Genomic DNA, 13,053 nt, shown 5'->3' on the forward strand with positions numbered 1-13,053 from the left:
TTAGAGCGCCAGCGCCCTATTGAGATCATCGTGCTCAAAGGCGCTCGCCATTCGGTTGATCTCGGCCGACCGCGCGCCCACCGCCTTGGCCGTATCACGCCACGTCGTGGTCACCGTCGCGACTTCCTTGATGATCGTTCGCGCCTGCGCGAGCGTGAGTCCAAAGAATTCCGATGCCGCCTCCAGCAGATCGAGAGAACACGTACCGTCGTCGAGGTCGATATTGGTCGTCAGAACCCGTGGTTTGAGATCAGTCGGGACGGGATTGATGTCGTAGGCAGGCGAGAGCGACCATCCGGCCTTCCCCGACCAAAGGAAGCCGTGGTTGCGCAGGTGATCATCGACGTTGGAAATAAGCACGTTGAAGACGACACGGCGATAAAGCGCATGCGCATCGGGTTTTCCGTGGGCGCCATGTTGCGTGAGTGCATCGACCATCTCGGGGTAGCTGCCGTGCTCACCGTCCTTGGCTCCCATCATCGCCATCGCGGACAGGAACGGGATACGGATCGTGCCGTCGCGATCGAAGCGTCTCGACAGCATGACCGGCTTGCCGGCGACTTTGATAAGATCGTGCTGCGGCGTGGTGATGCCGGCCTGGCCGGCCATGCGCAATGCGATCTCTTCCCAGGTCTCTATGCTGTAGTCATCTGTCTCCTTGGGAAACTTGGCGATTGCGAGATGGCCGTGTTGGTCGATGACCGACGCCTTCGGCCGCGCGCCACCCAGGGAAGAGCCAGGGGCAAAGATCAGTCGGAGATCTTCATCCGTCTCCTCATCCCGAAGGATTCGCTCGGTGATTTGTAGAAGCCGCCCGAGTTCGATGAGTGCAGGGACGCCGTCATGGATCGGCGCTTGGTAAACCTCTTCGCCGACCCATCGGAAGCGGAGAGCGCCAAGCCTCGTCTCATCCGCGACGCCGAGAAGGTAATCGCTCTCCATAAGGGTGCGAACGGCACGTCCATCGCGCTCCGCCAGGCGACGCTCGGAACGCTGCATGAGGCGTCGTCCCCAAGTGTCGGGAGCGGAGTCACCGATCGAGCCGAATGTGGCCAGTCCGGCAGGGGGGGCAAAGGCACCGCGGGTCAGCGCGAGAGCGGGTTCGAGGGAGAACCGGTCCGAATCCTTGAGCCATCCGCTGTCATATTCGAAGAGGATCGTCTCCGTGCCGCGGCCGCGATTACTCCTCGCCAGCCCGACGGGACGCGTGTGGCCGCCAAGATCGATATGGACCTCGAAGTCAGTCATCGCGACGTCCCGGGTGGCCGCTTAAGATGGACGTGCTTGGGTAGTTCCGCGCTGGCCAGAGCCTGGCCGACCTTGTCATTGCTGATGTCGGCCACCAGGCTCAGACCATCGAGCAGGCCGAGTGCTTGAAGAACGCCTGCATATATGCCGATGCTGACGTTGGTGTCGCCGGCTTCGACCCGTTGCAAGGTCGAGCGCGAGGTGAAGGCGCGTTCGGCGACGACAGCCATTGGGAGCCTGCGCCGCCGCCGGGCATCGTGGATATCCGCTCCCAGCTTGCGCAGGGCGCGTCTAACAGCGGCTGGAGGATTGTGTGGAGTGGGCATTTGACACCTTCGCACTGCAGATTAGGCAATTATGTAGCACGAAGATTACAATTTTCCTAGTGTGACCAACATGATCCGATCTCGAAGCGTGCGCTCGCCTGCATCGAGCACCCGGCCGTCTGATCGAAAGTCAGTAGGTTCAAAGTGGGTCCGGCACGTCTCCAACCTATTTCGCCAGAAACAGCGTGGTTCTGACATCAGGACGCCTTGCGGCGTGTCATGGAGCCGAGTTCGGCAAGATGGCCAGCAGCTACCGCGCCATAGGCGACCGACAGCGCGGCCTGATGGCCGCAGCACTTGCCGGTGTCGCTGCGCATCCCAATGACAGCGGTCTCAAGAGAGGCTACCGCAAAATCCGTGGCGGGCGCTTGAGGCAGGTGGTGGCGTTGAGGAGACGGGCAACCTCGTCGCGGCTGAGCACCACGGGCAGCTTGCGCGGATGCTTTCATCGCGCCAGACAAGGCGTGCCCCTTTCGAAGTTGCCGGCAACCACGCTGCGCCGTCATCTGGCGGTGCTGGTCGACTGCGGGCTGGTCATTCGCCCGGACAGTCCGAACGGCAAGCGCTTCGCGCGCAACGGCCGGGGAGGGGAGATCGAGCAGGCCTATGGCTTCGATCTGGCGCCGATCGTGGCGCGCGCGGAAGAGTTCAGGGAGCGCGCCGAAGCGGTTCAGGCCGAGAAGAAGGCGTTTCGCGTCGCCCGGGATCGCCTCACGCTGCTACGCCGCGACATCGTCAAGATGATCGACGCCGGCATCGAGGAGAAGGTGCCCGGCAATTGGGGCCGCATTCTGCAGGCCTATCAGGCGATCATCGGCCGGCTGCCGCGCACGGCCTCGAGACAGTTGATCGAGAGTATCAACAGCGAGCTTGAGGACCTCTGGGCGGAAATCCGTGACACACTGGAATCATTCGCAAAAACTCCGAATCCGGACGCCTATGAGTCCCATTCCGGTCGCCACATACAGAATTCAAACCCAGACTCTCCATCTGATTCTGAAAGCAGCTCTAGAAAATATGATGAAGCGGCGACGTTTGCGGAAACCGAGAACGTACGCAGCCTGCCAAAACGGGATTTGCCCTTGGGTATCGTGCTGGATGCATGCCCGAATCTGCGCGAACTGGCCCAGGGCGGCCAAATTCGCCATTGGCGCGATTTTCTGGCCGCGGCGGAGGCCGCCCGGCCGATGCTCGGCGTCAGTCCCGGCGCCTGGAAGGCCGCGCTGGATGTGTTGGGCGAGCAGCAGGTCGCGATTACGCTCGCCGCGATCTACCAGCGCAGCGCGCAGATCAACAACGCCGGCGGTTACCTGCGCAGCCTGACTGAGCGTGCCAGGGACGGCAAATTCTCGACTTGGCCGATGGTGATGGCGCTGCTCAGGGCCAAGCTCGATGCCGGCAAGCCGGAACAAGCGGCCAGGAAGGGGCAGGGCGCGCCGCAAGCGAGCCGTCCACCGAGTGGCGAAAGTCTTCAGGTGTCGGACGCGCTGCGCCGCAGCCTGGAAAAGCCGAAATGGTGATGTGTTGCGTGGAAAGTCGATGCAAAGAGCCGGGTAACGGCTTCGGAGCAGGGGGAGGGGGCTCTTGAGCCCGCCTTGAGGGAATAATGCAGGAGCTTCGCATCATGCTTCGTCAAGCAGCGCCCGGCCCAGATCCTGCAAGGGCATCGCTTCGATGCCATGCTGGAGCGGAAAACGCTCCGCTCCTGGAAAGACGACGATACGCCGCTCCGGAGCAAGGTCCTCGCAGGCCTGGTGGAAGCCTTTTTCCACCTTTGGCGTCAGGCTTCGCTTGATTTCGATGGCCCAGAGGCGCTGGCCCGGCAATGTGAGCAGCAAGTCGATCTCCGCACCCGCGGCTGTTCGGTAGAAATTGCTCATCGTGCCCGCGGGTGCGGTCGCGGTGAGGGTTTCGATCACGAACCCTTCCCAGGAGGCGCCGGCCACCGGATGTCCGAGCACGTCTTCCTGCGTGGCGAGCCCAAGCAGCGCATGGGCAATGCCGCTGTCGCGGACATAGACGCGTGGGGATTTGACCAGCCGCTTGCCGACATTGGCGTGCCAGGGTTCCAGCCGGCGAACCAGGAGGAGATCGACGAGCAGGTCGAGATAAGACGCGACTGTCTTGCCATCGACGCCGAGCGCGCGGGCGAACTCGGCGGCGTTGAGCAGGCCGGCCTGGTGGTGCGCCAGCATGGTCCAGAAACGGCGCAGCGTCTCGGCCGGGATGCGCGGGCCGAGGAGGGGGACGTCGCGCTCCAGATAGGTGCGGATGAAATCCTGCCGCCACCGCTGACTGGCCCGGTCGCTGGCTGCCAAGAAGCTGTCGGGGAAGCCGCCGCGCACCCATAGCGGACCAAGGTCGGCGGCGCCGACTTCTATACCGTCGATCGGCCGCATTTCGAGATAGGCGATGCGGCCGGCAAGGGTCTCGCCTGACTGCTTCAGGAGGTCGATCCATGCCGATCCCAGCAGCAGGAAGCGGCCGGCTTTCCGACCGGCGCGCCGGCCTCGGTCGATCAGCCCGCGCAGGTTCTGAAACAGGTTCGGCAGCCGATGGACCTCATCCAGGATGACCAGCTTGTCCTCATGCTCGCCCAGATAAAGCTCCGGTTCGGCAAGCCGGGCGCGGTCGGCCTCGGATTCAAGGTCGAGGTAAATCGAAGGCCGCCGTTCGGCTATTTCGAGCGCAAGTGTGGTCTTGCCGACCTGACGCGGCCCGAGCAGCGCCACGGCGGGCATGCTGTCCAGCAGCTCGGTGAGTTCGGTCGTGATGCGGCGCGCAATCATCCTGGCAATTATGGAGTGTAGTTCCAATTTTGCAAGGAAGAAACGTAGCAGCGGTCAGGATAGCGGCCCGGAGCATGACATCTGAAACACGATGACGAAGTGCAACGGAGACCCAGTCCACGCGATGAGGAGGAAGTGACGCTTCGCCTGGAAGTCGGGGATTGCCCGGTTGGACGATGCGAAGCCGCCCTGTCAACAGTTGCGCCTACCAGGGAAGTTTCAAAGTAGGTTCTGATGATGCATTACTTATGGCGTCAGGGCGTCGGCGCCGACCGCTTGAAAAGATGACAGGCGTCCTCGAAAACAGCCTGGGGAAGGACGCGAAGCTCTTTTGCTTCGTACGGAAGGTGCTCGAGATATTGCGCCGTAAGACAAGCAACTGCATGCGCTTGGGCTAGGTCGCGCCGGCGCTTAATTGGCTCGCGATCAGGCTGTTTCGAGACCCAGAATTTGTGAGCAGCAAAGATCCTGGGATCGGGAACGATCAGGCGTAACGGTCCGCCTTTTTCATCAATCGCGATTGCTTCGAACGCCGGGGCATTCTCCAGCCATGCCAAACCGGCGATCTCGGCCGCCACCAATTCGTCGTCGGCCTTGCCAACAGTTGCGCGCGTCTGCTTCCAAGCCGGGTTCGCAAGCGGCTTGATCAGATCAACAAGATATCCATCGCGGTTGACCGCGCGGAACGTCGCGGACGACCGCTCGAACGAACGATCGACCTTGCGTAAAAGGTTGATGAGTGCCCCATCTTCAATGTTGGTTCCGGCAACGATTCTGAGCGATTGGCGGGCATCCATGAGGAGATCGATATCTTCGGTCGTCGTGATCCCCGGATCCACAAAAACCCCGGCCGCCGCCTCGTAGGCATAGATGGCGTTCGTTCCCACGATGCGAATGCCTTCACCCAGAATACCGGCATCATCGATTGCTCTGATAATCCGTGCGGCGATCAAGGGAACACGCCCAAGCCTGAGCGCTCGATTAACCGCGGATTGACGCTCCATTTGCTCCTGTCGCGCCGAGAGCGTCTGCCGGGCGGCAGCGCGAGACGCCTCCCAATTGGCTTTTCGAGTTTCGGTTGCAGGCGAGCGCCGGCCTTCCACCTTCTGGCGTCGCGCCCCGGTGGAATCGTAGTAGCTGCGCATAAGGTGTTCGGTGCCGTTTACCGTATGCCAAACGAGGGACCCTCGAAAGCTCTTCGCCTTTCTCCTGCCCTCGGTCAGCGCGGCGAAGCGCTGATCGGAGTTGATTTTTTCGCGCCGTTGATCGTTATTTAACTCAATAAAATCAGTCACTTCAACAGATGCTCCGTCAGCGCCTTGAAACTGTTGCAGATTACTCGGAGCGAAGGCCCACTGCAACAGTGGAGCACAAATTCATGCGAGACTGTTGATGTTATTGTAAAAAATGAAGAATTGATACCGCGCAGCAGACATTGCCTGTTCTCGGCGACCTGCGTGCATCCAACTGCGGGCAGACCCCCGGAATTAGATGCCAACCACCAGCGCTCCACCGGTTAGGCCTGCTCCCCGCCGTCCGCCAGCAGCAGTTTATCGCCCGGCCGAAGCGGTTGAACGTCCTGCAACTCCAAAGCTCGCGTCTTATTCTTCGCGGGACAATACCCAGAATGCGGACGCGCATCTTGCACTTGGGCGGCATTGGCAGGATCTCGTTTGCGAGATGGCCCCGGCCGAGACGACCTCAAGTCTCCTTCTTAGCGGCCCACCAATTTAGCCCGGGGGCGGCGCGATTTGGAATCACGAGAACGCCCATTTTGCATCGGATGCTCCGGTCGCCTGATCCTGTAGCCTTACGCAAAGCTCGGTCCAACGAGGGTCGGAAACAAAGCCGCCCATGCTTCCACATGCTTCTACGAAGGGCATGTTGCCGAAGTGGTACATGATGTCGCCGATTTCGCTTTTGAATAGCTGGAAGGGATCGTCGTCGCATTCAATTACCCTATGCCCCCAAGCGCCTGGCAGATCGTCGCTTGCGAGCGCACGTCGAAGATCGGCATCCGCGCCGACGGCTTCGAGCGCTCGACAGAAAACGTAACGCATCAGGGGATAGTAGATTGGCTGATGGCTCCCTCCGAGCGCGCGTACGCCAGGCAGGATCGACAAGACCAGAAACATCAGGAGTAGATTCGGAACAAGGCTGCGGCTCGTCAGTCCGTCGGTGATGTCGGGAACAGCGAAGCGAGCTACCTTCGATCCGGTTGCCGGATTGATGAGTTCTCCAGCCATCAGCCGCAGTGGCAGGCGTCTCCCGTTTTCATAGAACCAGAAGAAATCTGTACCGCGCGCGAGCCAACCGCTCCAGGGCCCGTCCACAAGCCTATCGATCTCGGCAAGGATGTTCGTAGCGAGCTTCGGATCTTCCAGAAAGCGCGCCCGTAGCCAGGAATTCTCGTCCGACAGATGGTCCACCACAAGGTCGGCAATATCCTCGTCATCGATCTGGAGGAAAGCAAAACCGCCTCCGAACAGCTTTGGCCAAAGGGCGAGATTGGCTGCCTTGATGGCATGCGCGGGCCGCTCGAATTGCGGGTCTGGCAAAAGGCTGCGAAGCAGCCGGAGAGCGTCTGACTCAGTGCCTTGCTCCGCAGGCACCAGCTCGAACCGATAGGCTCCCGGCCCGGTCAGGAGGTTATATCCAATCATCCGGCTTCGGCTGAGGCCGAAGACGTTGATCGGCTTGCCATCCACGGTGAGCCAGCCAGGCCCCTTGCGCGGCCTTTCGACAAGGCTGACCGTTGAAACGGCATAAGACACGTAACTTGAGCAGCCGTGAGTCGAGAGACCAAGGAGACTGAAGAGATGAGTATAGTATGCTTCCGGTTCCATCAGGAGAAACAGATGAGGGCCTGTCTGCAGCACGCGGCGTTCTTCGCATTCCCTGCAGATTTGCTCGACAGTACTGAGCGGCAGTCCGTTTCGCTTTCCTGCCTTCCCGATCGCGTCAAGCAGCTTGGTTAGGGCACGACGGCGGATTATTGGCTCGGCTTTAGCGCTTGGCGCTTCAAACAGGCGAGAAGCGTAGTCGCGGAGGGGCTTCAAATAGTAGGGTCGCATCCACGGGTAGAGCGCCGCTAGCGATCCAAGGACGGCCCCTTTCGCATCGGTGTCTGCCAGATCGTTCACCTCATGATTTCTCCTTTTGCCGCGTGATACCGATGCTCAATGCAGGAACGCTGATAAGCAGCACAACGCCGAAACTGAAGAAAACCGTTGAAGGAAATACACTGTCACCCAAAAGGGCTGCGGCGCTGAAAATGAGCATTCCCAGCGCCACAGCGAAACTATGCATGACGCCTTTGGCCCTGCCCAATGCACTATCGCATACCCGCGACTGCAATGTGACCTCGACGCTGACGCGCCCAAGGTTGTACACAAACCCAAGTGCCGCAAAGATGATCAGCGACCAAGGTAGGGGCATAAGTGGCAGCGCCGTCAGCGAGAGCGCAGTTGGGCCCAAAAGCACGAAATGCAGTCTGTGAGCACTTATTGTTCGTGTCAGCCTGACGGCAAGAACAGCTCCGATCAGTGAGCCTACCGACCACGTCGCCTCGACGTAGCCGAAATCGACGGCGGTACCTTTCTGTTCTTCGAAAACAAAGCTTGACCCCATCACACTGACCAGCACCGCGCCTCCATAGAGGAGCGCGTGGACGGTAAAGAGGCGAGCCAAACGCAAGTCAATGTTGAGTGCAAAGCTTTGGGCCCCGTTCACACTGTCCGACTTCGAATCCAACCGCACCGAAAACAGGCTGATTGCTGAAACAAAGAAGAACGCAGCAAGGACGGTGAACGCCAGGGCAGCGGAGTGCTCACCCAGCACGGGCCCGAAAAGCAGAGCCGCCCCGAGACAGCCGGATTGAATGACGAAGAAGACAGTGGAATTTGAGGTCGCGAGATCGCCGCCCCGCGTCACAACGGGGATCACTGACTGCGAGCTCGTAAGAGCCACTCGGTCACAAAATGCGAAGAGGACCGCTGAGAGGCAGATCGTCAGGAACACGTCCTCGTAGAGAAGCGCGCAAGCTGTGGCGAGCATGATAGCGAAGCGACCGAGGTCCCCAGCGATATTCAACCGCCGTCGGTCAAACCGATCCGCCACCACGCCGACCAGAGGGCTAGCGACGAGTTCGACTACACTGACGATCGCAAGCATCGTCGCCACACCGGTGCTTCCGTGCCCCGCGTCGACAAGGACCCATGCGGATGCAATGTAGTAGCCGTTTCGTCCGACGGCCGCCGACATCGTACTGGCCAGGAACCCGAGGAGCACCCGGGATTGGACGGTCGGTCTTTGGTCACAATAAATTCGACATGCCTCTGACATGGGCGGCGCATCCAACCATACAGCCGCTCGTCATACCCGCTGCAGCGAAGCCTTCTTTACAGCGATGCCGGACTTTTTAGATTCTTGCTGAAATCAGCCAGACCGTAGGGGTCTATGTCTTGCACTTGCGCCGGAATTCGATCGGATTGGCGCCGAAGGCTCGCCTGAAAGCGGTCGTGAAATGGCTCGAACTGCTGAAGCCGCATTCCATCGCGATTCTGGTCGCCGACAAGTTGGTCGATCGAAGCATATCCGCGGACTGCTCCAGCCGACGCCGTGCGATGAATGCATGCGGCGTCATTCCTGTCGACTGCTTGAAGGCCCTGCTGAAATGAAACCGGCTGATACCAAGCTCTCGTGCGAGGTCGGCCAGAGTGGGCCTGTCGTCTGACAACGACTCGATCATTGCCATCACCCGTTTGAGATCGAAAGCCGACAGACCGCCCTTTGCCGGCTGACGGCTGTTTCGATTCAACCTGACCAACTGCACGAACAATTGCGCGACCTGGCTTTCAACCATCGTGGCGCTGATCGGATCGGGATACCTGAGCTCGTCGGCTATCCTCTGCAGCGCCATCTCTATGGTGCTGTCTCGAAATCCGATCCACGGTGGCAGTTCCGCCGGGCGGCAGAAGGCTGATCCCCCAAAAGTCTGTTCGGCGAATTCCCGGTCGATCGACACCAGCAGGTAGGACGCTGTCGCATCACCCTCGTCCCAGCCAGTCCACTCGCGATCGGCAGGGATGTATATTATCGAGCCAGGCCGCCTTGCCGAGAAAGAAACCCGGCGCCCATCGATGAAGTCTTCTCCGCGCCGCGCCGCGCCCTTCAGGTTCATCAGGAACATATGCCGGGGATGCGAAATCCTTGTTTCCTGTCGCTCCAATCCCGTCCTACTAATTAAGTCCACCCGTATATTTCCCCAGCTCTCATAGTGATGAGCCAGCGTCTGGTGCCGTGAAGGACGTATCTTGTTGGGGTCAAGGTAAAAGGTCTCCGCCAATCGAAACGACCTCCTTTTAACGAGAAGCTCGCGCTCGTGTTTTGCAGAACCCCAGGTTGCTGGACAAATCACAAATAATTCTGAGTTGGTGGAAGATGTGGCTTTAGCGAAAAAACGGCAAACGAATGAAAGCCGTTACTACCAGGCCGGTCTATCCGATCCTTCCGCCTATACTCGACCAAGCGGAATATTCAGTCACGCTAATTTTCATTTTTTCGTCGAGCTTTAGGCGTCTCACCGATCAAACGGTTGTGGAGGTATATTGCTATGCGGGGACTCGATGATTTTCTGGCCGAATGCGACCGAGGCCCGCGGATCAACGAACTTACAGGCTTCTTTGCGGCGACCGCCGCCGGCCAGAGCGGAATGCCAATCCGGAAACCCTCAGTCGACGCGCGGCTGCTGCCCAGCGATGATCTGCTTCGCGGTCTGGTCGGCCTGCATGCGGCCCGGCAAGGCTTTTTCGACCAGCACTACCACGGCAGCATTCCCTACCGGTTGGAGGAGGAATGCCGAATGGCCTACGCCATGCTGAAATACGCGCGGTATTGTCTGGCTCCGCTGTCGCTATACAGCCTTGGGACAGCGGAGGGCACCATGGCGAGGACACTGTCGGAGTTGTCCGGTGGAAAGATCCGCAGCCTGTCGTGCAGCCCCAACGCGGAAAACTACAAGTGCTTCATGGCATATGGCGAACCGCCGGGCGCCGACTTCTTCGTTGGGCCCTTTCATCGACTGACCAAGGACGTTCTTAGCTCAGACGTCCGGCTGGCAAAGTTCGCGTCTGGATTCGATTTCATTCTAGAGGACACCACCTTCCAGATGTACTCGCCAAACAGGTTGAAGCAGATCGAGTTTGTCACGCAGCACCTCAAGGACGGAGGCATCTTCGTTTTCGTCGAAAAGTTTCGAGCGGCTGACGAAAACGACTACGCGCGCCGGGAGTGGCAGAAGGATTTCGGTTTCAAGGCGCGGTACTTTCCACAAGATGAAATCGAGAAAAAGAAGACCGCCGTTCTCAAGACGATGTTCAACAATGAGGTGACGCTGGAAGAGATGTTCCACGCAGCGGGCAGGCATTTCAATCACTGCGTCCTTACATGGAACAGTGGAAACTTCTGCAGCCTTGCAGCGAGCAACAGCAGAGAAAATCTCAACCTGTTCCTTTCGCAGATGGCGGACCCGGCCATTCCAAGCGAATATGTCTACGAGGCCAGTTTGAATCGGGGCCCCACCGACTACGCTGCCGGCCTGCAGCAAAAATGATGGCTCAGCGATGCTCTTTGAGACCGCGTCGTGCGGGCAAACGCACCCCTTCTGACCGCGATCCGCGCGGAGAACTGCCCGAACGCGTTGCGCCAAAACAGACATGATCCATGACAATATCCGCAAGACGCCCGATGCATGATGCGCAACGGCAACGCCCTTCGATTACTGGCCTACGCCTTTGCAGCCGTGGATCACGGCAGCCTGCGTCAGGCGGCAAGAGCCCTTAGGGTCCGGGAATCCTCCGTAAGCCGCAACGTCGTTAAACTTGAACAGCTTTTGGAGATGCAGCTGTTTGAGCGCGACGTTCGCGGCGTTCGTTTGACCGAGGCAGGGCGAGCCTGGACCGAGGTCGTACGGACCCATTTCGAAGGTTTGCAGGAAGCTTTCCGGGACACCGCCCGCGACAATAGGGACGCAAAGACGGTCCGGATTGGGCTGTGCGCGATAGCGGGAGGAGAATTCCTGAAGCGCCTTATCGATCGCTTCCGCAAATCCTGTCCAGATGTCAGTTTGGCCATCGAGGATATTCCGCGCGAACAATGCCTGGCGGCCGTATACCGTCGGCGCTTCGACATCGTCTTTGCGCCAAGCCTCGGCACCGTCACGTCGTGCTGCGCCGAGATGCTTTGTCGGGAGCGTGTCTTCGTTCTAATGCCTGCTGGTCATCCGCTCACCGAAAGGCGGGTTGTCACATGGGCGGATCTTGCGGACATGCAACTGCTCGTCCCGGTCGGAACGATCGGACCGTTGCTGGATTTCCATATGCTGGAAGGCATCCTTGCCGAGGGGTGCCGCCCAACTGTCAAGATGTGCAAACCTGGCCAAGCGACGGTCATCTTCAATGTACAGCTAGGCCAAGGCGTTACGTTGGCAGGGGAGAGCTTCGCTCAAACAGTCGCCATTGATGCAACGGCGTGGAGGCCTCTTGATGGCCACAACAGTCTCTGCTCGATCAAAGCCTTTTGGCTTGAAACGAATCCGAAACGTGCCGTTTTGCGGCTGATTGGCCTTGCCAGAAAGATGGCGAATACGATTCCGAGACCAGAACACCTGCGGTCCGCATGCGTTCGTGACCGCCTCGATCGTCGTCCCTAGCCCAGCGATCACACCGCAAAGATTGAGAGATCTTGTCGCGCAGCCGTTGTTGCCTGTTCCCGGATCCTAGCAAACCGAACACGGGGGCCTCTGACCCGCCAACAAGCCTATTGCCCTTGGTTGGCTGCGCGTTCGCTGATGTGAGCAGCCATTTCACGCGATGGTGGGCAGCTATTTCACGCGATGGTGAGCGCTCGTTTCATTTGATCGTGAGCAGGGATTTCGCGCGATCATGAACTGGGAGGTTTCGCGAGCGCGCCTTGGAGACGATCGCGTCGGCCGCATCTGCTTGGAAGTCGGGGTGGTGGTGGCCATAGGTCTGGATCAGCATGTCGACGGTCATGCCGAGGAAGCCGGCGGCTGCCCAGGGATCAGAGCCCTGTTGCATCAGTCGAGGTTACATAGCCTTCTCGATGATAGTTGTTCAGCGCTGACCGCAGGTCCTCCAGCTGTCGCCTAACGGCGGCACCGCCCCCGTGCGCTTTGGCATAGTCACGGCAGATCTTGCCGTGGATGTCGCCAATCATCATGTCGCCGAACCAGTTCAGCACCGCGACCATACGGCCAGCGGTTTCTTTCGGTTTGGCCTCCCGCGCGAGCTTTCATCGGAGCTGGACCTGCACTACGACGACGAGGATCTCCACGCCCTTGGGCAACAATCAAAACATTCCGCCGTGCTGCCATGTGGTCCTAACATAGCAATCCAACAACGAAAGTTCCACGGCGCCCAACCGCGCTGTGATCGCCAACCTCAGCCTGCAGAAAGACAATCAGCCCGTGAAACCGCGTCGCTTCGGCTGGAGATAGCGGCCAGCATCGCGTTCCCAGACGATACGATGGGCGCAACCGACCTACGCAACTATGAGGACGGTTGGTCACCGAAATGATCGCCAAGAAAAGTATGTCACCTTGGCCGCGATCGCCGAGATGAGGGAAAGATGTCGAGGACTTCGAAAGGGGCACGCCTTGTCTGGCGGGA

12 protein-coding genes are annotated in these 13,053 nt (G+C 59.5%); 3 read left to right on the plus strand and 9 right to left on the minus strand.

Features of this window, described 5'->3' with window-relative positions:
• Positions 1-1,248, minus strand: a complete 1,248-nt coding sequence (locus AU465_RS15140; protein ID WP_192248814.1) for a type II toxin-antitoxin system HipA family toxin — start codon at positions 1,246-1,248, stop codon at positions 1-3.
• On the minus strand, positions 1,245-1,574 hold the full coding sequence (locus AU465_RS15145) for a helix-turn-helix domain-containing protein (protein WP_192248817.1): 330 nt from the start codon (positions 1,572-1,574) through the stop codon (positions 1,245-1,247). The genes AU465_RS15140 and AU465_RS15145 overlap by 4 nt, the downstream gene beginning before the upstream one ends.
• A gap of 239 nt (positions 1,575-1,813) precedes the next feature.
• Here AU465_RS15145 and repC point away from each other — a divergent pair, with 239 nt between their 5' ends.
• Positions 1,814-3,094, plus strand: a complete 1,281-nt coding sequence (repC, locus tag AU465_RS15150; RefSeq protein ID WP_246506112.1) for a plasmid replication protein RepC — start codon at positions 1,814-1,816, stop codon at positions 3,092-3,094.
• Between the two features lie 102 nt (positions 3,095-3,196).
• Here repC and AU465_RS15155 read toward each other — a convergent pair whose 3' ends face one another.
• From AU465_RS15155 to AU465_RS15175, 5 genes are all read right to left on the minus strand, one after another.
• Positions 3,197-4,363, minus strand: coding sequence for an ATP-binding protein (locus tag AU465_RS15155; RefSeq protein ID WP_192248820.1), 1,167 nt, complete (start codon positions 4,361-4,363; stop codon positions 3,197-3,199).
• A 254-nt stretch (positions 4,364-4,617) separates the two neighbouring features.
• Positions 4,618-5,658: a GSU2403 family nucleotidyltransferase fold protein gene (locus tag AU465_RS15160; RefSeq protein ID WP_192248823.1), complete on the minus strand. Its 1,041-nt coding sequence runs from the start codon at positions 5,656-5,658 to the stop codon at positions 4,618-4,620.
• 462 nt (positions 5,659-6,120) lie between these two features.
• Positions 6,121-7,506 (minus strand): hypothetical protein, encoded by a 1,386-nt coding sequence (locus AU465_RS15165; RefSeq protein ID WP_192248827.1) that lies wholly within the window; start codon positions 7,504-7,506, stop codon positions 6,121-6,123.
• Between the two features lies 1 nt (position 7,507).
• Positions 7,508-8,626 carry an MFS transporter gene (locus AU465_RS15170; protein ID WP_192248830.1) on the minus strand — a complete coding sequence of 373 codons (1,119 nt, stop codon included), beginning with the start codon at positions 8,624-8,626 and terminating at the stop codon, positions 7,508-7,510.
• 193 nt (positions 8,627-8,819) lie between these two features.
• The gene (locus tag AU465_RS15175) at positions 8,820-9,545 is read right to left on the minus strand and encodes a helix-turn-helix transcriptional regulator (RefSeq protein ID WP_246506114.1); all 726 of its coding nucleotides are present in this window, start codon (positions 9,543-9,545) and stop codon (positions 8,820-8,822) included.
• A 432-nt stretch (positions 9,546-9,977) separates the two neighbouring features.
• Here AU465_RS15175 and AU465_RS15180 point away from each other — a divergent pair, with 432 nt between their 5' ends.
• Positions 9,978-10,976 (plus strand): class I SAM-dependent methyltransferase, encoded by a 999-nt coding sequence (locus AU465_RS15180; protein WP_192248836.1) that lies wholly within the window; start codon positions 9,978-9,980, stop codon positions 10,974-10,976.
• Positions 10,977-11,114: 138 nt separating this feature from the next.
• Positions 11,115-12,074 (plus strand): LysR family transcriptional regulator, encoded by a 960-nt coding sequence (locus AU465_RS15185; protein ID WP_192248839.1) that lies wholly within the window; start codon positions 11,115-11,117, stop codon positions 12,072-12,074.
• Positions 12,075-12,273: 199 nt separating this feature from the next.
• On the opposite strand, the gene AU465_RS15190 is transcribed toward AU465_RS15185, so the two are convergent.
• Both AU465_RS15190 and AU465_RS15195 read right to left on the minus strand, forming a co-directional pair.
• Entirely contained in the window at positions 12,274-12,417 is a 144-nt protein-coding gene (locus AU465_RS15190; RefSeq protein WP_192248842.1) for a hypothetical protein, read from the minus strand.
• A 28-nt stretch (positions 12,418-12,445) separates the two neighbouring features.
• Positions 12,446-12,634, minus strand: a complete 189-nt coding sequence (locus tag AU465_RS15195; protein WP_192248845.1) for a hypothetical protein — start codon at positions 12,632-12,634, stop codon at positions 12,446-12,448.
• Between the last annotated feature and the right edge of the window lie 419 nt (positions 12,635-13,053).

The organism is Mesorhizobium silamurunense, from assembly GCF_014843905.1.
GTDB classification, from domain to species: domain Bacteria; phylum Pseudomonadota; class Alphaproteobacteria; order Rhizobiales; family Rhizobiaceae; genus Mesorhizobium; species Mesorhizobium silamurunense.